At 40.1% G+C, this 18,666-nt stretch carries 19 protein-coding genes and 1 other RNA gene; 12 read left to right on the plus strand and 8 right to left on the minus strand.

The annotated features are described in order from the left end of the window. Positions 1 to 26 precede the first annotated feature (26 nt). A complete protein-coding gene (locus AC25JC_RS05365; RefSeq protein WP_486923634.1) occupies positions 27 to 1,226 on the plus strand; it encodes a YncE family protein in 1,200 nt (399 codons plus the stop codon). An 85-nt stretch (positions 1,227 to 1,311) separates the two neighbouring features. Continuing rightward, positions 1,312 to 1,776 (plus strand): hypothetical protein, encoded by a 465-nt coding sequence (locus AC25JC_RS05370; protein WP_249681167.1) that lies wholly within the window; start codon positions 1,312 to 1,314, stop codon positions 1,774 to 1,776. Positions 1,777 to 1,929: 153 nt separating this feature from the next. Here the strand turns inward: AC25JC_RS05370 and ssrS are convergent. From ssrS to AC25JC_RS05385, 3 genes are all read right to left on the minus strand, one after another. After that, positions 1,930 to 2,112, minus strand: a non-coding RNA gene (gene ssrS, locus AC25JC_RS05375) — 6S RNA. A gap of 99 nt (positions 2,113 to 2,211) precedes the next feature. Then, positions 2,212 to 2,499 (minus strand): cell division protein ZapA, encoded by a 288-nt coding sequence (locus tag AC25JC_RS05380; RefSeq protein WP_168378082.1) that lies wholly within the window; start codon positions 2,497 to 2,499, stop codon positions 2,212 to 2,214. A gap of 2 nt (positions 2,500 to 2,501) precedes the next feature. Continuing rightward, positions 2,502 to 3,053, minus strand: coding sequence for a hypothetical protein (locus AC25JC_RS05385; protein ID WP_486923606.1), 552 nt, complete (start codon positions 3,051 to 3,053; stop codon positions 2,502 to 2,504). A gap of 64 nt (positions 3,054 to 3,117) precedes the next feature. Here AC25JC_RS05385 and AC25JC_RS05390 point away from each other — a divergent pair, with 64 nt between their 5' ends. From AC25JC_RS05390 to AC25JC_RS05415, 6 genes are all read left to right on the plus strand, one after another. Next, positions 3,118 to 3,735, plus strand: coding sequence for a UPF0149 family protein (locus AC25JC_RS05390; protein WP_111885849.1), 618 nt, complete (start codon positions 3,118 to 3,120; stop codon positions 3,733 to 3,735). A 131-nt stretch (positions 3,736 to 3,866) separates the two neighbouring features. After that, entirely contained in the window at positions 3,867 to 5,189 is a 1,323-nt protein-coding gene (gene pepP / locus AC25JC_RS05395; protein ID WP_486923607.1) for a Xaa-Pro aminopeptidase, read from the plus strand. A gap of 76 nt (positions 5,190 to 5,265) precedes the next feature. Further along, positions 5,266 to 6,483 carry a hypothetical protein gene (locus tag AC25JC_RS05400; RefSeq protein ID WP_486923608.1) on the plus strand — a complete coding sequence of 406 codons (1,218 nt, stop codon included), beginning with the start codon at positions 5,266 to 5,268 and terminating at the stop codon, positions 6,481 to 6,483. Between the two features lie 440 nt (positions 6,484 to 6,923). Beyond that, positions 6,924 to 8,132 carry an FAD-dependent oxidoreductase gene (locus tag AC25JC_RS05405; protein ID WP_486923609.1) on the plus strand — a complete coding sequence of 403 codons (1,209 nt, stop codon included), beginning with the start codon at positions 6,924 to 6,926 and terminating at the stop codon, positions 8,130 to 8,132. Continuing rightward, positions 8,129 to 9,373 carry an FAD-dependent monooxygenase gene (locus AC25JC_RS05410; RefSeq protein ID WP_486923610.1) on the plus strand — a complete coding sequence of 415 codons (1,245 nt, stop codon included), beginning with the start codon at positions 8,129 to 8,131 and terminating at the stop codon, positions 9,371 to 9,373. Before AC25JC_RS05405 ends, AC25JC_RS05410 begins: the two co-directional genes overlap by 4 nt. A 174-nt stretch (positions 9,374 to 9,547) precedes the next feature. Beyond that, the gene (locus tag AC25JC_RS05415; RefSeq protein WP_078189169.1) at positions 9,548 to 9,796 is read left to right on the plus strand and encodes a hypothetical protein; all 249 of its coding nucleotides are present in this window, start codon (positions 9,548 to 9,550) and stop codon (positions 9,794 to 9,796) included. Positions 9,797 to 9,908: 112 nt separating this feature from the next. Here AC25JC_RS05415 and AC25JC_RS05420 read toward each other — a convergent pair whose 3' ends face one another. Together AC25JC_RS05420 and rsmI are read right to left on the minus strand one after the other, a co-directional pair. Continuing rightward, positions 9,909 to 10,352 carry a hypothetical protein gene (locus tag AC25JC_RS05420; RefSeq protein ID WP_486923611.1) on the minus strand — a complete coding sequence of 148 codons (444 nt, stop codon included), beginning with the start codon at positions 10,350 to 10,352 and terminating at the stop codon, positions 9,909 to 9,911. Positions 10,353 to 10,456: 104 nt separating this feature from the next. Continuing rightward, entirely contained in the window at positions 10,457 to 11,299 is an 843-nt protein-coding gene (gene rsmI, locus AC25JC_RS05425; RefSeq protein WP_078189168.1) for a 16S rRNA (cytidine(1402)-2'-O)-methyltransferase, read from the minus strand. A 10-nt stretch (positions 11,300 to 11,309) separates the two neighbouring features. Here rsmI and AC25JC_RS05430 point away from each other — a divergent pair, with 10 nt between their 5' ends. The 4 genes from AC25JC_RS05430 to AC25JC_RS05445 are packed head-to-tail and all read left to right on the plus strand — an operon-like array spanning position 11,310 to position 14,365. Next, complete coding sequence (locus tag AC25JC_RS05430) at positions 11,310 to 12,254, plus strand: penicillin-binding protein activator (protein WP_486923612.1); 945 nt, start codon at positions 11,310 to 11,312, stop codon at positions 12,252 to 12,254. Positions 12,255 to 12,300: 46 nt separating this feature from the next. Continuing rightward, complete coding sequence (locus AC25JC_RS05435) at positions 12,301 to 12,708, plus strand: YraN family protein (protein WP_180004220.1); 408 nt, start codon at positions 12,301 to 12,303, stop codon at positions 12,706 to 12,708. Between the two features lie 60 nt (positions 12,709 to 12,768). Beyond that, complete coding sequence (locus AC25JC_RS05440; protein WP_427988718.1) at positions 12,769 to 13,467, plus strand: BON domain-containing protein; 699 nt, start codon at positions 12,769 to 12,771, stop codon at positions 13,465 to 13,467. A gap of 25 nt (positions 13,468 to 13,492) precedes the next feature. Then, a complete protein-coding gene (locus AC25JC_RS05445) occupies positions 13,493 to 14,365 on the plus strand; it encodes an alpha/beta hydrolase (RefSeq protein WP_180024161.1) in 873 nt (290 codons plus the stop codon). An 85-nt stretch (positions 14,366 to 14,450) separates the two neighbouring features. Here the strand turns inward: AC25JC_RS05445 and nudC are convergent, their stop codons facing one another. The 3 genes from nudC to dnaQ all read right to left on the minus strand — a co-directional run bounded on the left by nudC (position 14,451) and on the right by dnaQ (position 18,492). Next, positions 14,451 to 15,224 (minus strand): NAD(+) diphosphatase, encoded by a 774-nt coding sequence (nudC, locus tag AC25JC_RS05450; RefSeq protein ID WP_486923613.1) that lies wholly within the window; start codon positions 15,222 to 15,224, stop codon positions 14,451 to 14,453. Continuing rightward, positions 15,224 to 16,870, minus strand: coding sequence for a chemotaxis protein (locus AC25JC_RS05455; protein WP_249734680.1), 1,647 nt, complete (start codon positions 16,868 to 16,870; stop codon positions 15,224 to 15,226). Before AC25JC_RS05455 ends, nudC begins: the two co-directional genes overlap by 1 nt. Before the next feature lie 128 nt (positions 16,871 to 16,998). Continuing rightward, positions 16,999 to 18,492 carry a DNA polymerase III subunit epsilon gene (dnaQ, locus tag AC25JC_RS05460; protein ID WP_486923614.1) on the minus strand — a complete coding sequence of 498 codons (1,494 nt, stop codon included), beginning with the start codon at positions 18,490 to 18,492 and terminating at the stop codon, positions 16,999 to 17,001. Positions 18,493 to 18,666: the final 174 nt, after the last annotated feature.

Genomic DNA, 18,666 nt, shown 5'->3' on the forward strand with positions numbered 1-18,666 from the left:
ATCTCTGGATCAGGACACTTCTTTGTATGACAGTTGCGGTGTCGCCACTTACTTTCGCAGCGACAACCACTGCACCCGTTCCACCCAATAGCCAGCAAGTCTTTTTTGTCGGCAATAACTGGGATGGTACGGTTACAGTCATCAATCCTGCAAAAAACTATCAGAAAGTTGGTGTCATCAATATGGTGCCCGACAAAAAAGAACGGCTCACTGAAATTTACCTCAATCCAGTAAAATTAATCGCCTATAGCTATATTCGAAATACGGCAGGAGAGGGAAATGATCAATTGGTCGATGACATGTATTCCACATCAGATGGCAAATCGGTGGTTGCATCACGCCCCAGTTATGCAGATGTAGTCTCGATTAACATAGCAACAGGAAAAATTAATTGGCGCACACCCGTTGAAGGATTTCGCGCAGACCATATGGCAGTTTCACCTGATGGACAGCAAGTTGCAGTATCAGCATCTTCGGGGAATGTTGTACATATAATTGATATCAACACGGGCAAAGAACTAGGACGTTTTGCGACGGGCGATAAACCACATGAAAATATCTATTTTGCCAACGGTACTAAAATCTTAAATTCAGCCATTGGTAATGTCGAAACAGCCATGGATGCATCTTGGCAAGACTTTACCAAAGGCAAACGCTACATCACGATCGCAGATGCTCAAAGCTATAAAGTCCTCAAAAAAATCGATTTTAGACCTGCTTTAGATGCCGTAGGACGTAAAGACCTGTCTAACTCAGTTCGACCGATTGTATTTAGTAAAGATGAATCCAAAATCTATGCACAAGTCTCATTTTTTAATGGCTTGGTCGAATATGATCTCAATAAAGGCAAAGTCACACGCATTGCACAGCTTCCGGGAAGTACAACTATTCCCTCTGATCGCACCAAATGGGTAAATGACTCACGTCATCATGGGCTTTCGATCAGTGGAGATGGTGAAAAACTATGTGTTGCAGGAACGATGGATGATTATGCCACCATCGTCGATCGTAAAACTTTGACCGCGGCGAAATTGATTGCTGCAGGCAAACCGTATTGGGCAACGCAAAGTCCAGATGGTAAGCGTTGTGTCATTTCTGAAAGTGCCACAGATGCAGTAACCGTGATTGATTTTGCAACAGGTGAAAAAGTCATCACAGTTCCAGTTGGCAATCACCCACAGCGTGTTCGTTTAGGTTATGCACCAGCAGGATGGGGCAGTCAGTAAAACAGTTTAAATCAAAAGAAAATGGAAAAATCAGAGTCAAATCGGCTCTGAATTTTTTAATTGAAGAACATTTAGAGATTGAATCATGTATAAGAAATGGATTGTTATCGGGTTAGTGGTTGGCTTGATTTTATTGTTGATGATTCAGTTATTAAAACCAAAGCAGCAGGAGGTTCATGAACAGCTACCGTTAGATCAACAAAAAGTGTCTGAAATACGTTCAGAGCGAACTATAGAAAATGTATTGCAGCATTCAAGTTTTAATTCCAAACAATCAATACTCGACAGTGAAACGCACTCTGAGCTATTACAGCAACGTGAACAGGTATATCAACAATTTCAGCAAATAAACACGCTAATGAGTCAGGGACAGCAGCCGAATCAAAATCAAGTACTCGCTCTACTCGAGCAACAATATAACTTGGTTAAAAAAGGTGTCGTGAAATTGGATGAAGCCATTTCATCAATTCAATATTTACGACAAATACTTCCTGAAATGGACAGAGCTTTGGATAGACAGCTAGCTAAACTGGAACAACTCAAAAAATGAATTAACTTGAATAAATACACTTTTAAACTAACCAAACTTAAATGAAATAATTAAGGGGAGAACAAAAGTAGAGTGGCGCGGAAATAGAATAGTAAATTAAAAAATGTTTTTTTAAATCAAATGCTTATAATTTAAATAAGGATTTGGAAAATAAACACTCCGAAGATGCCGCTGCAAATGTCGTGACCCTGAACCCGATGAGTTCAAGGTGGACGCGACGTACACTCGCTGGGTTTCCCACTCGAGGAGGGCATACGCTCAGAATATACAGAACACATCCATAAGTTTAAGTATCGGCAGGGGATTAGACCTAGCTGGCGAACACCTCAGAGATGTGCTCAGTATAACGAATTCAGCGTTATTGGCAAATCACCAAACACTGACAAAGTGTTTAAAATGAAGCAATCGGGCAAAGTATAATCACTAAACCACCGATTAATCAGTCAATTCTTCAACTTGTTCCAAAATATTTTGCAACAAAAGTTCGCAGTTTGCATATTCTTGCAAACTCTTATTCATTGACAGGACTTCTTGCATTAATTCAAGTGCAACCATAATGATCAGCTTACTCGGTTCCATACGTGGTGCTTTACGACGAAATTCATCGTATTTGTCATTCAGTAATTGTGCTGCGCGTTCTAAATCGGCTTGTTGGTCAGAAGTCGTTGCTAAACGGAAACTATGACCTAGAACTTTTAAATCAACTGCAATTTGTTCACTCATGATCAAACTTCCTCATTACTTTCAGTCGGATGTGCCAATTGTTGAATTTCTTGTGCATGTTGATCTTGAGCTGTACCTAAAATAGCTAAACGTTGAATAATCGCTTCAACTTTTGCTTTGGCATGTTCATTTTTTTGCAATAAACGTTCACGTTCTTGCTGCAAACCTTGAATTTCTTGTTGAGCATGACGCTGTTCATTTTGCATCTTTTCTTTAACGATACGTAGCTCATTACGTTCTGCCAAAATTTCTTGAAAACGATTTTTTAGATCAGTACAGCTTTTTTCAAGACGGCTATATCGGTCAGCCAAAGCAGTTGCATCAGTATTCAGCTGTTGAAGTTGAGCACGTGAATCAGCTAATTGCTCATTCAGCGTATCAATTTCTTCTTGTTTGGAGGTGATAATACCGTTCTTATGTACAATTTGAGCATGATGGTGCTCATCAGACGAGTTTTTCTCATCTTGTAGGGCATTATTTTCGCTTTCAAATTGCGCCAGTCGCTTTTTTAAAACGCTAATATGCGCTTGGAGACGCTGTAATTCTTCTAACATAACGTAGTCGCACAGTCTTGCAAACAAAGGTAATATATACGAAGTATAGAGATTGGATAAGCGAATGCAAGACGATATTTCAGGTTGGTCAGATTGGTCCCAGAATTTTTCTAAAATTGAAGAAATTTCAAGCCCAAGTGAGTTACATGGTCTACTCACTGGTATAGTTTGTGTGTCACAACCCCCGAGTCGTGAAGAGTGGCAACAAATTTTAGCAACGCTTGATGTAGCTGAATTAGACGAAGATGCGGTGGCATTGTTGACTGAAGAAGCAGAAGATGTAGCTCATTCACTTTCAGATGATGAACTCGACTATCTTCCTTTATTACCAGATGATGATCACTTGCTAGGTGAGCGTGTGCAAGCCTTGGCAGATTGGTGTGCAGGTGTTGTTCTTGGTTTTGGTTTAGCGGCAGGTCATCTGCGCACCAATGAACAAGAATTGATAGAGCATTTACAAGATGTTGCTTCAGTAGAATTTGAAGATTCAGATGATGATGAAGAAGGTGAAGAAAGCTATCAGGAATTATACGAATTTGTTCGTTTAATCCCAGTGAGCCTTTCTATGGGACGTACCAAAGTTGATGTTTCAGAAACACCGTTGCTACAACTGAGCGCGAAAAATTCATCGGCTCAAGTGGGTAATGTGGTTGAAATGTTCACCCCGCATCGTCCAAGCTAAGGCATTAATTTTGCTTATATCTATGTGAGGTATTACGTGTTTTTATACATGCCTCACATAGATTGAGAGATTCATATTCAATTGAATCAAAATTTAAACAATATCAGCTAGCAGGTATAAGAAGTACTTAAATGAAGAAATTAACTCAAGCGGATTTTCAAGAACGTCGAGACATCCTTGCGGGTGAAATGGGACTACGTAGTATTGCAATTATTGCCACGAGCAAAGAAGCCATGCGTAATCGCGACGCAGATTATAAATTTCGAGCTGATAGTAGTTTCTTTTATTTAACAGGTTTTGCTGAACCTGAAGCGGTTGCAGTGATTGAAACCTTTGATAGCGAAGAAGAAGGTTATAGCTATAGTTTGTTCTGCCGTGAACGTGACCGTGAAATGGAAATTTGGAATGGTTACCGTGCGGGTGTAGATGGGGCTGTAGAAGATTATGAAGCTGATGAGGCTTATGCCATTGATTTGCTTGATGAAGAAATTTTAGAAAAATTACAAAATAAAGATAAATTATTCTACCGTATTGGGCAGCAACCAGATTTTGATGCTCGTGTGGCGCAGTGGATTTCGGCAGCAAGTGGTGAATCACGTAAGGGTGCAAGTGCGCCTGCTCAAGTCATTCAACTAGATCGTATTATTGATGAAATGCGTCTGCACAAATCTGAAGATGAACTTGAAATGATGCAAATCGCATCGGATATTTCAGCAGAAGCACATACACGTGCAATGCAAACCGTTAAACCGGGCATGATGGAATATGCTTTGGAAGCTGAACTGAATTATGTGTTTGGTAAAAATGGTTGTGTACCGTCTTATAACAGCATTGTTGGTGGCGGTGAAAATGGCTGTATTTTGCACTATGTGGAAAATGACAAAGAACTCAAAGATGGTGATTTGGTACTGATTGATGCAGCATGTGAATATCAGCTGTATGCCTCAGACATTACCCGTACTTTCCCAGTCAACGGTAAATTCAGCCCTGAACAAAAAGCACTTTATAATGTTGTACTTGATGCACAAATTGCGGCGATTGATGCTGTGCGTATCGGCAACTCTTATAAAGAACCACATAATGTTGCTGTACGTATTTTAGTTCAAGGTTTATTGGATCTTGGCATTATGCAAGGAGATATTGACGAAATCATCGCAAAAGAAAGTTACCGCCAATTCTATATGCATGGTACGGGTCATTGGCTTGGTATGGATGTGCATGACGTCGGTTCATACAAGCAAGACGGTGAATGGCGTGCCTATGAAGAAGGCATGGTTGTAACGGTTGAACCGGGGCTCTATATTGCGCCTGATGATGAAAGCGTTGATGTGAAATGGCGTGGTATCGGTATTCGTATTGAAGATGATGTGGCTGTAACTAAAGCAGGTCCACGTGTTTTAACAGCTGCAGTGGTCAAGTCGGTGGAAGACATTGAAGCGCTGATGGCGCAGTAACTTGCAATGAATAAAAAAAGCCGGTCAGTTGATCGGCTTTACTTAATAAAAAAATCAGAAAAATAACGAGAAATTAATGAATGTTAAAGAAATTTGGTTAGATAAAAATACACTATTTTATAAACAATTTGATCAGATCGAAACTGTGAATATAAGCTCGTTAAAATTTGCTTATGTACAAATTTTAGGTAATGTCCCATTTCTATATGTTTTTACAGATATGCAACACTATATATCAACAGAGTTGCTTGGTTTTGATTTGGTATATCGTGAATTATCAAATATTTATAAGTTTGATGATAAAGCATTTTTTGAGGCAAGTAAGGCCAATATAGAAGATACAAAAGTAAAAATTTGGTCAAAAAAGATTGGTCGAAACTATACAATTTTGGATGAGTATTTGGCTGATGGTGATTTAGGTTATGAAGTATATTCTGAACCTAAGCAGATGATATCTTGGGATACAACGTACGAGCAGTTAGAAAAACTAGGTTTTGTTGAAGCTTATTTTGCTGAATATGGAACTCAATATTTACGGTTTATTTATAAAGTGAGAATAGAAGGAATTGTGGTTGATCAATTAGAGTTATATGCAGAAAATGTAATTTCTAATAGGCCAGTGCAAGAATTCTTTGTTGATTTATATGATGAAACTAATACCGATGCTAGTTATAAGGAACTACGTGAATTGTGGTTAGACGAGGATATTGATGTTGATCAGTATGGTTGGGAAAGGCAAGATCAATGTTATTTGAGATTTGTTTTTGCCAATGGTATCGATGCTTCAATTTGTTACACCTATGATGAAGAGTCTGGAGATGATGATGGCAGTACATCACTCCATTTTTATAATAATCGAACATATGAATATTTTTTAGAAAACAACGAATATGAAGAAAATATTGAGATTACTAAATTTATATTATTTAAAAAGAAAATTGATTTGAATGTGAATCATATTGAGCATGATGGAGTTAAGTATATTCCTAAGAAAGTAAAGGAGTTAATGGGTGAGAATAGTGGAATTTGGTTAGACTATTTGAATAAAAAAATAGGTTTTGTTGGTGTAGAACGTGCACTAATTTTAGATATTAATCAGATTAAAAACTTTTCATTTCAAAATATTTTACCAGCAAGAGGGCCAGGTTACTCAGATTTTATAGTTCACTTTAAATCTGGTGATTATTTAACCGTTTTTAATGATGATACTTTTTATTTTGATCAATTTTCAGAGCAATTGAAAAAAATGACACAAAAAAACGTTCAAATACCGGAGGCATATCCTAACTGCTAGGCTAGGTTGTTTTATTGCATATTTTTTATATTTAAAGCTCACTTGTTCATCGAAAAGTCATGAAATCAGCAAAGTCATAAATACAATATGGTCGCAACGAATTGGATTAATCTATGTATTGGGTAATGGTGTAGATCTAGATTTAAAGAGGGCAAAAAGGTGGTATCACTAGGCTGCAAATGCATTTAATGTCGATGCTCAAATACGCTTAGATAAATTAATCGAAGCTTTAAAAGCTTAATTTATTCACTTGAACAGAATGTATTCAAGAATTTGATTGTTCAGTTTTTTAGCTAACAGCATCATAGATATACGTATTAAAAGTAATGCTTAACAATGTAAAAATTCATAGCCTTGATGTAAGATAAAATCCATTACAGATTATACGTATTTTGAATGCCTCTCCTGAATTCGAATACAACATAAAAAAGGAAACAAGCATGCAGCAAGAAGTCATCATTGTGGGTGGTGGAATGGTCGGACTGAGTCTGGCATTGATGTTGGCAAAAGCAAAGATTGGCGTAAAGCTACTCGAAGCAATCAAATACCCCAATTATGATGATGCAAACCTTGCTCCATATCACTCGAGTTTTGATGCACGAAATAGCGCCTTGTCACGCCGTACGGTGCAAATTTATCAAGAACTAGGCCTCTGGGATGCTTTGCAGGAACACGCCACACCTATTTTAGAAGTGAATATTACAGAGCAAGGCAGTTTTGGTAAGGCAAGACTCAAAGCAGAACAAGAAAAAGTCGAAAGCTTTGGGCAGGTGATTGAAAATGCATGGTTAGGCCGTGTGCTGCTCACAGAAGTCAAAAAAGAACCGCTGATAGAATTAATTGACGGCGTACAAGTGACTTCGCTGACGCAGGATGCAGACCATGCCTATATTGAAGCAAAGCGTGCTGAAGAACAGCTCAAACTACAATCTAAAATTGTGATTGCAGCAGATGGCCGTGATTCATTCTGCCGTAAAGCCTTAGGTATTGGCGCATCGGTGCATGATTATGACCAAGTGGCGATTGTCACTACAGTACAAACCTCTAAACCGCATGGTCATGTCGGTTTCGAGCGTTTTAGTCCGCTTGGTCCGCTAGCGCTGCTGCCACTTCCAGGTGAATACCGTCGCTCAGTGGTTTGGCCTGTTCCTAAAGGAACTGAAGGCGAGTGGATGGGTGATGAAAATGATCAGCACTTCTTAGATGCTTTACAAGAAACCTATGGCGACCGTGCAGGTAAATTCCAAAAAACTGGTAAACGTTTCAGCTTCCCATTGTCGCAAGTACTTGCAGAGAAACAAGCAGTTGGACGTGTAGTGTTGATGGGTAATGCAGCACATACCATTCATCCAGTGGCAGGTCAGGGCTTCAATCTTTGTATGCGCGATGCCTATGTACTACGCCGTTATTTAAAAGAGCAAGTTGAAAAAAATGCAGATCTGGGTGATGCAGGTATGTTGCTTGATTATGAAAAATCGCGCCTGACCGATCAGCAGCGGGTGATTAAATTCTGTGATTCAGTTGTTCGTGGTTTTAGCAACCAGAACCCATTTTTAAAATTGATTCGCAATACTGGATTAGTTGCCTTTGACACCATTCCGGGGATTAAGCCTTTGGTCGCGAATTATGCAATGGGGCTAAAAGCATGAGTTTAAATCAAACAAATGTACTGGATGCAGTGATTGTAGGCGGTGGCTTGGTCGGTGGCTTAACGGCATTGTTATTGGCGCAAGGCGGTGTGCAGGCTACGGTATTGGATGCGGCACCTATTTTGGATGCAGAAAAAACCAAAAGTGTTGCGAATCCTCGAGTTTTGGCGCTCAGTCAAGCCACTATTCATTTACTCAAGACTGTGGGCGTTTGGGAAAAACTTGCACGTCAGCAGCCGTATACAGGCATGCAGGTATGGAATAAAAATGGCTATGGTGAAATCAATTTTGGACATGTGGCAGAGCAAACACCATCTGTTGAGCAAGCTTTAGGTTCAATGGTTGAACCAAGTGTATTGAATTTAGCCATTCAACAAAAAATGCTAGAACAGCTTGAAGACTACCGAACCCAAGTTAAGGTCAGTCGAGTTGAGCGTGGCGTTGGTGTGTGGATCATTCACCTTGCAGATGGTACCCAGCTCAAAACAAAACTGGTGATTGGTGCAGATGGTGCAAACTCATTTGTCCGTGAGCAAGCTTTCATCGATCTAGATGTGCTGGACTATAAACAAGCCGGTGTAAGCTGTGCAATTAAAACCGCCCAAACGCATCAGCATGTAGCGCGTCAAATTTTCTTAGAAACAGGACCTTTGGCATTTTTGCCGATGGCGAGTCTGAAAAAAGAAGAAAGCGGTTATTGGCAATCGATTGTGTGGACCTTACCAGATGATTATGCCGATGAATATGTGGCTTTATCCGATGTGGAATTTACTGCGTTGCTCACTCGAGAAAGTCATCACATGCTCGGTGAAGTCTTAGAAGCAACACCACGTGCCAAATTTCCATTGAAGGCACGAGCTGCGCAGCAATACGTTCATGATGGTCTGGCGTTGATTGGTGATGCGGCTCATGTGATTCATCCACTTGCAGGACAAGGCGTGAATATTGGCTGTTTAGACGCAGCAGTACTTTGCGATGTGCTTTTGACCGATAAAAAACGGGGTGTGTGGGCACATGAACAAAGTTTGAAGCGCTATGAGCACCGCCGTAAAGGGCAAAACGATGCCATGATGCATAGTATGTCCGCAATTGGTTGGTTAGAAACTACCACTTTTTCTCCTGTGGTGTGGGCGCGAAACTTTGGTTTAAAACAAGTGGAAAATCAGACTGTTCTAAAAGATGCGTTTATGGCTCAAGCCAATGGTTTGAGTATTCTAAAAGATACAATTTACGCAGCTTAGGTCAAAGTCAGATATTTTTTAGACAGTCATATAAACAAGGTTACGATTTTGATTAAAAAAGATACGATTTTTTGATTGTGGGTACTAGTCGAAATGCTCAGAGATTGCTAAATTTCTGTTAATTTAAAACCAGCCATTCGCTGGCAAACAGAAGTCATTCGCGGGGAGAACACAATGACTGATATGAACGATTATGATGATCCAGAAGATTCAGTAGTTGATGAAGATGAAGCACAAGCAGCTGAAAAAGGTGCAGGTGACGCAGCTGATTCTGCCTCTGATGGTGACACCTCTGAAGCTGAAACATTAACAGTGACTGCAAAACTAAAACAACGTCAGGCGCTTGAAGATGAAGTTGCTGCGTTCTTAGCGCGTGGTGGTCGTATTACCGAAGTCCCTCCAGACGAATCGGCAAAAGATTAAAATGAAAAAACACCACGTCATGTGGTGTTTTTTTTTGCTTCATTCGCTTGCGCGATGATGAACGTCATTCATTTTTTAACTCTGTAGCATGTTTGCTCAAGAAGTTAAGTCGTTAATAAGATGTGAAGTCGCTTCGAGCCGTCTTTGGCTTCATATATTTACGACTGATCGCGAAAATAGGATAGAACACAAAATGCAGTAAAAGCAAAAACATACAATTGATAATGAATGCAGAAATATACGGCGGTGCATGCATGGCCGCCACAGCAGCGACAAAAGATTGAAAAAGTAATACCGCACTCAAAACGACATAAGCCCAATAGCGATGCCTATCCCAAAAGTGGCTCAGTTTCAGTAAATTACCGACTACAAAATAGAGGGAACAATATCCACAGACCATCGCAATCACGCTATGATCGGCCGTCATTTGCTCGCCACTAATATAGTGCGGATAGGGTTGAATGCCAGTATAAATAATATGTGCAAGGGCGGTGAGCCAAACCAGATTAAAGAGAATGAACATCAGCGGTTTTTTGACAGACAGATTTATGGACATGTTATAAGCAACTTTTTTCATTCTATTTAAATTATTGTATGGGATAGCTTATGGAACCCGTAGGTCCCATAAGCGGTTCAAATTAAAAATAAAAAAAATTAAGCTTAATCGTTCGCTTGGGTTAATTCTAAAGCACGTTGATAGGCTACTTTCTTTTTAATTCCAGTTAAATCTGCCGCCAACTGAGAGGCAGCTTTAACGGACAAGTCTTGAAGTAAACGTGTCAGCAATTTGTCTAACTTTTCTTGCTCTAGGTCTTTTTCTTCGGTCGCACCACCAATTACCAAAACGATTTCGCCTTTTTGCTGATTGTGATCAGATTCGACAAAATGAACCAATTCACCCAAAGACATTTTTTTAATGGTTTCAAATGTTTTGGTAATTTCACGTGCAAAGCCCACAGGACGATCTGCACCAAAGACATTCGACATATCTTTTAGGCAGTCCACAATACGGTGCGGCGCTTCATAAATAATCATGGTTTGAGTTTCGTCTTTCAATTTTTCCAGTGCTAAAAGACGTTGTGACTGTTTAGAAGGTAAAAAGCCTTCGAAACTAAAACGGTCACTGGGTAGGCCGACAGCACTGAGAGCTGCAATGGCAGCACAGGCACCCGGCACAGGAATGACACGAATATTTTTTTCTTGTGCAGCACGAACCAGTTTAAAGCCAGGGTCACTGATTAATGGCGTGCCTGCATCACTGATCAGCGCCATATTTTCACCTTTTTCTAGGCGTTCAATGAGCTGGTCTATTTTGTTGCTTTCGTTATGGTCGTGACAAGCAGTTAAAGGCGTATTGATACTAAAATGTTTAAGTAATTGTGCGGAAGTTCGTGTATCCTCGGCGGCAATAATTTTAACCGACTTCAATACCTCAATTGCACGATAACTAATATCATCTAAGTGCCCGATTGGAGTTGCAACAACAAATAACTGAGCACTCATAGGTTTCTCCATGTTGGATAATAAGAACAAAATTTTGGGTCTTTGCCTTTTAAGCAGTCAGTTTACTGCTGCACAGGCAGACGTCTTGGTCATTCTACCTGAATCTGGCCCTATGGCGCGAGCCGCATCCAGTATTAAGCAAGGTTTCAATAGCGCATATCAATCATCAGATTACAAAGTACCCATTAAGTTTGTGGATTCAAATCAAAAGCAAATTGCGGCGATATTGAAGCAACAGGTAAATAAAAAAACTCAATTGGTGATTGGCCCTTTAGCACGCCAAGATGTTGAAGCACTTGTAAAAGCAAAGCCTAAAGTCCGCGTGTTGGCTTTAAATGAAACGACGAGCCAAATTCCAAACGTCTGGCAGTACAGTCTATCGAAACGGGATGATGCCCTAGCACTCCAAAAAGTCTTCGAAAAAGACAAATTAGCGGAAGTATTAGTGTTACGTCAGCCTGCAACTGAGGCAGAACATGAATTATTGCTCATGTCCTTAATCAGCCAAAGTTCAGTGCCGATTCAAGTGGTTGAACAGCTCCCAACGAAGCTGGACAAAAATCAAGGGGTGCTGTTGCTGGGCAATAATGAATGGTTAAACAGTCAAAAAAAACTACCTAAACCAAAACTATATACCGTTGCCAATGCGATTGAAGCCACAAAGCCCATTCCTGTAGGGCTGAAATTTTGTGATGCACCTGCATTGCATGACGCGCGTTGGCCTGACCTGATCCGAGCTTATGAGGAAAACCCAGTAGATATGCCATATCAACGTCTTTTAGCTTTTGGCGGAGACACATGGCATATCGCAAAACAATATTTGCAAGAACCGAAATTAAAAAGCATGGAATTTCAGGGGCGAACAGGACTAATCAAAATTAGTCAAAATAATATTCAGCGTGTTCCTCACTGCTATGAGCGAAGTAAAAAAGGCATCGTGGCGATCTCACTTTAGGGATGAAACGATGCAGCTAAACTTAGAGCAGATGAATTTGGGACAGATGAATCTGGGGCAGTGGGCAGAACGGCAAGCGCTGCGTTTGGTTGAGCAGCAAGGCTATGTACAGGTGCAACAGAATTATCATAGTCGTTATGGTGAAATTGATTTGATCGTTGCACGTGGTCAAGAATTGGTGTTTATCGAAGTTAAAGCCCGTTCGAATACCCGCTATGCCCAAGCCATCGAAAGTATCTCAATTCACAAACAACGTAAGATGATGAAGACTGCGTTGCATTTTTTAAATGAACAGTCACATTTTCAAAATTATTATTGTCGCTTTGATGCAATTTGTTTTGATTTTTATCAACACTTTGCAAAAACACTACAGCAAGACTTTTCTAAATACCCGTATCATCAGCAATGGATTGAAAATGCTTTTACTTTTGATCAAGAGTTGATTAATCTTTGATAAAACAAACTGTGTAAACGCATAGAAAAATACGTGTGGAAATTTGAGGAGTCGTGCTGAGTGGTTAAGCGTATTGCAATAACGATGCTTTGTGTCGCAAGTTTATCTGGCTGTGCGAGTTTTATTTCGAATGGAACAGGATCAGCACCTGTAGGAACTGAAAGCGGCGCACGCTCATTGGGACAAGTTTTTATTGACTCTTCCATTGTTCGAACAGCAAAAATTAATTTATATAAATTAGATAATCGTTTTAAACAGTCACGTGTCAATATTGAAAGTTTTCATGGCAATGTCTTATTGACTGGGCAAGTGCCAGATAATCATTTGAAAGAATTGGCAGAAGAAAATGTCCGTTCAATGAGTGATGTCAAAACTGTACATAACTATATTACAGTGGGTAATCAGATCAGCTATAGCACCATCATGCAAGATACTGCGGTCACTGCGAATACCCGTGGTTTGATTATGAAAGCGCCTGTGGTATCTGACAGCAAAGTACACATTCATACTGAAGATGCTGTTCTTTATGTGATGGGCCGTTTAAACAGTGCGGAAATCACAGACTTAAATCAAATCTTGCAACAAGTGGGTAATGTAACGCGAATTGTCACTTTAATCGATAATATTGATCAGAACCCAAATCCACAGGCACGTTCAATTAACTCAAGTTACACCACACCTGCTGTAGGTAATGTGCAACCTGAAGTACAAACGCCTGTAGCGATAGATCCGGATGCTGTCGATCCAAATGCTCAATAAAATGTCGGAAATGATGCTGTAAAATATGAATCAATGGTCTCTGCGGCTTCAGCAAAAAATGGATTTGGCTAAATCTTTATACCGAAATTTTCGGTTATATGATTTTGGCAGTTATGCATTAAATCGACTGACACCCAAACAAGGATATCATGTTCAAAACAATATCCCTTATGGTCTAAAAGCGCGCCATCGCCTAGATTTGTATCGCACGTCAGCACCTCGTCAGCAACGTCCACTAATCGTGTTTGTACATGGTGGAGCGTGGATGCATGGTGACAAAAAGGACTATGGATTTATTGGTGAAGCTTTTGCCAAAGAAGGCTTCGATGTTGCTGTCATCAATTACCATCTCGCACCTGAATATATTTTTCCGGCTTCAATTGATGATCTTAGCCTTGCATTAAACTATTTGACGCAGTCTCAGCATAAGTTGCAGATTGAAGTGGAAAATGTGGTGTTAATGGGACATTCGGCAGGGGCATTTAATGTCATGTCTGCACTGTATCATCCGACGCCTTATCAGCTACAAGTGAAAGAGAATATTCGTGCAATTGTGGGATTGGCAGGGCCATATCATTTTGATTATAAAGGTGATCCGATTTGTGCAGATGCCTTTGATCAAAATGTACCGTATCAACAAGTGATGCCGTATTATTTTGTTGAGCACAATCAAGTGAAGCATTATCTATTCACTGCGGATAAAGACAATATTGTTGGCCATAGCAATAGTGAAGATTTTGATCGTCGATTAAAAGCCTCAGGCAACCATAGTCAATTGATTCAAATCCCTCGTGTTGGGCACATCACGATGATTGGTTCAGTTTCGAGTCTATTTAGTCGCTTCTTTAAAACCAAAGCTGAAATCATGCGTGTACTCGATGAAATTAGTCCACCTTAATGTCTTTGGTTAAATGATTGAAAATAAAAAACCGCCAAGTATGGCGGTTTTTTTATTGCATGATTTATTTACTAAAAATAGCTACTTATAACCATGCTTCGGTGTCATCTGCAACAGCAGACCCATGGATGACATGCATAATCATCGAATGGGCGATACTTCCTTTGAATGGAATTTCAGGTAATGCATTAAATTTAAAGAAAGCCGCATCACTTATTTCTTCTTCTTGTAATTGAAGTTCACCTGAAGCATATTCTGCTTTAAAGGCGATCATTAAATTACTTGGGAAGGGCCAAGGTTGGCTTGCCAGATATTGAATATTTTTGACCTTCAGCCCAACTTCTTCTTCAGTTTCACGACGAACTGCTTCTTCTAAAGTTTCACCGACTTCAACAAAACCTGCGATCAGCCCATACATTGCCCGGACATTTTTCGCATTTTTAGCCAATAAGATTTCATCTTCACCACGGGTAATGACGGTAATGACACAGGGGTTTACACGAGGGTATTGGTGATAACCGCAAGCAGGGCAAACCATGGCATATTCTGTGGCGTGGACTTGAGTTGCTGTACCACAGTGGCTACAAAATTTATGATTACGGCGCCATTCTAAGAGTTGAATAGCACGGCTGGCTTGTTCAAATTGCTGTACATTCCAAAGTTGTAGAAGCTGGCGAATAGGAATGAGTTGTAAGCCATCAGGAATTGGCTCATTTTCAAGTAGATCACGGGCAATCACTTGATCACCCGTGCCAATATTTAAATCACTTGCGAGTTGCTCAACTTCGGGAAGTTGAAAGTTTTCATCGACCAGCAATTGCTGTTGTTTGAAGATATACGCAAGTGATAATTTAGACATTAGGCTGCTGCTGATTTCAGTTTTTCGCTACTGTCCAATGCTACCTTAAACATGCCCTGTAAAACAGGTTGTTTGTTCTTTAAATTGTCAATCAACATATCGGCGCTTGCCAATGAATCTAATGCTTGATTCACTTCATTTGCTTCAATGGCTGTTGAAGACTCAACACGTTTCAAAATGAATTGAGCTGTTGAATTCAGCGCATTTTGAGCCGCATCTGCATTGAGGAACAACATCGCACCACCAATTTCACGGAATTGAGTTGCAGTCGCTTCAAGTTGTGTCAAATCTTGGTTTTGTAAATACTGAACCAAAGATTGGCTAGCAGCATCAATTAAAACCTTGGTCTCATTTAACAGAGCAGCGTGTGCTTCATCTAAACGGTCGAGTGAAATATTCATATTATTCACACGAAGTTGTAAGCGGCTAGAAGTGTGATGACGCTCAAGCACACCAATCGAGTTCATGGCAGACAAGATATTGTTCATCAACTGCTGGGCAAAGCTTTCATCTTGTAAAATCTCAGCATTACCTAATGACGCAGCTTGACGCGACAGGTCGTTATACGCTTCATTTAAGTTCAAGACTTTGAAAATATTTGCCAATTCGTTTAATTTCGCTTGAAGTTCTTGGGTTTTTTCAGGCGTCATATTTTGATAGTTAAATTCAATATCATTACGAATTTGCGTCATTTCAGTCGTAACCAATTCACCAATGGTATGCATGGTGTCGAAGTCAGGACCATATAAATGACGACTGAAAACTTGCAATTGGGTGTCGGTAAGAAGGTCTTCACCGATATTTAATTTGCCACGAATATGATGAGAAATGTCATCTTCTTGGCTAATGTTTAGACTTAAGACATTGGCTAAATCAGAAATGGATGCTTTAAAGCGCTCAGTTCCTGCAAAATATTGAGCCATATTGCGTTCAATGCTTACCAAGGTACGTAAACGAGCATCGGTAATTAAGATTTGATCAATTTGATTAAACGCAACAAAAACCAAGTTCCAATATTGTTTGCTTGGATGTTTGTCTGAAAGACCTGCTAAATACGCACCGACCAATTTAATCGCTTGCAGATCTAGCTCAGTTTCTTCTTGTTTAATCAATTTATTCAAAGCCAACTTATACAGACGGTGAACGTATTTTGATTTTTCAAGTGCAGGAGCTTGAGGTAGGTCAAAGTCAGGAGTAATACAATCGAGTAGGGACTCAATGTGTTGGCCTTCCGACGTTAGAGGTTTACCTAAAGATAGTTCTAGACGATTAAGACTGTCCAGCAGGAATTGTGGAATTTTAACTTCACGTAGGCAGATAAATTCGATATAGCGTTTCAGCATGGTCGTGCCTTCGCTCAGTGCGATGACCTCTTGAGTGTTAATTTGCGCAGGATTCCCCATGATCTTGCGCATTAACTCTGCTGAATATTGAGCGATTTTTGCCAAACTTGGCATATCAACTAAAGCTAGTACTTGAGCACATTGTTCAAATTGAATCAGTGCATCATCAATCCCGAAAGGTAAAGTTTGATCTTCAACTAAGGTGCTGACTGCTGATTCGACTAACTTGATTGAGTTATCAACCTCATTTTTTATTATCAGCAAAGCCGTTGGATCAAAATGGATAGAGGTTTGGTAAGACATGTATCTGCACCTTTCCTAGATGTTTTATCTTGTTTATTAACCGCCCCTTAAGGCGGTCCATGTTTATGGTTTTACTATAGCGTATGTAAGAATTGTTTATATACAAAAAGTAACACGAAATTTAGATTTTATTTCGCAAAAAGGCAAGGTGTACCATGTTTTTCTTCAAATTGTTTGACCCATGTCTCATGGGCTTCAAGTTCATCTGCTGAAGGTAAAATCACGGGTAATTCAATTTCAACAGCGGCGCGGGTTTGCGAACCATCTTCATTTTGCGAGTGGGTTAGGGCATCGATATCAAAGGATACCTGACCGCCCGTCATGGCTAGGTATACGTCAGACAGGATTTCCGCATCGAGTAAGGCACCATGGAAAGTACGGTCACGTTGTGGAATTTCGTAACGACGCACTAATGCATCGAGTGAGTTTTTCTGGCCTGGATGCTTGGCTTTGGCCATAGCCAAGGTATCGGTGACTTCGCAAACTTCAGATAAGGCCATAAAACCGGCACGTTTGAACTCCATATCAAGGAAGTTCATATCGAAGGTTGCGTTATGCGCAATGATTTCTGCGCCTTTTAGATAGTCAAATAAGACATCAGCAATTTCAGCATACAGTGGTTTGTCTTTTAGAAAGTCATCACTGATTCCGTGAATATTTTCAGATTCACCGACAGGTTTTTGCGGGTTGATATAAATATGAATTGAGCTACCGGTCAGTTTGCGGTTAATCATTTCCACCGCACCGACTTCAATAATACGGTCGCCATCTTGGAAATAGAAACCTGTGGTTTCCGTATCTAAAATTAATTGTCGTGGGCCAGATACATCGACGGTTGCTGGTGTAATGACAATCATTGGATGGATTTCAGCAGCTTGCTTAGACTGTGTAGGAGCATCTGGACTCGCCGTGTCAGTTGCTTGTTGTTCTATCGTAATGTTATCAATCTGCTCTGCATTGATCGCTGTGTAAGTAGTCATTTCACGTGACGGAGCAATTTCTAGCGGCTGAGCAATTGAAGTTTCCTGACTTGAAGCTTCAACAATGCTGTCATTTGCAATCATAGCTTCTTCAGAGATTTCTTCTGCTTCATCCTCGCTATCAGCAAATTCAAGCCCAAACGGATCATTTAATAGCCAGTCGGGTTCAGCTTTTTTTTTAGGTGCTTCAGCTGTAGTTGATGCCGCTAGTTTGATCTGTTCGAGGGTTTTTTCTGCGCCTAGATTGGCCAATTGATCGGCCATTTCATTTCCCGGATGGCCTGCATGCCCTTTAATCCAGTTCCATTCAATTTCCCGACCCTGACAAGTTGCATCCAGTAATTTCCACAGATCAGGATTTTTAACATCTTTCCAGTTTTTCTTTTTCCAACCATGTATCCACTCGGTAATGCCTTGTTTGACATAGTTAGAGTCTGTCCAAATAATCAGTTTTGCATCGGACGGACAGTGTTGAATGCCTTCAATTGCAGCAGTCAATTCCATACGGTTATTGGTGGTTTCAGCTTCACCGCCGCAGAGTTTTTCTTCTCCAGTTTCACGGATGATATACGCCCCCCAACCCCCTAAGCCAGGGTTGCCTTTACATGCACCATCAACATAAAGCGTGATTGTTTGAGACATAAATCAAATCCGGAGAAAAACAAGCATTGAGAACCGTATATTGTATAACGCAAATGACAGAGAGAAATCCATTTCTGGCGATTTTTTTAATTTCTTGTAACATTTATACTGAAATAGCGTTAAATTAACGCCTTGTGTCTGTGTTCTGCTTCACTACAATGGCATATCTAAAAA

It is taken from the genome of Acinetobacter sp. P37, assembly GCF_057480965.1.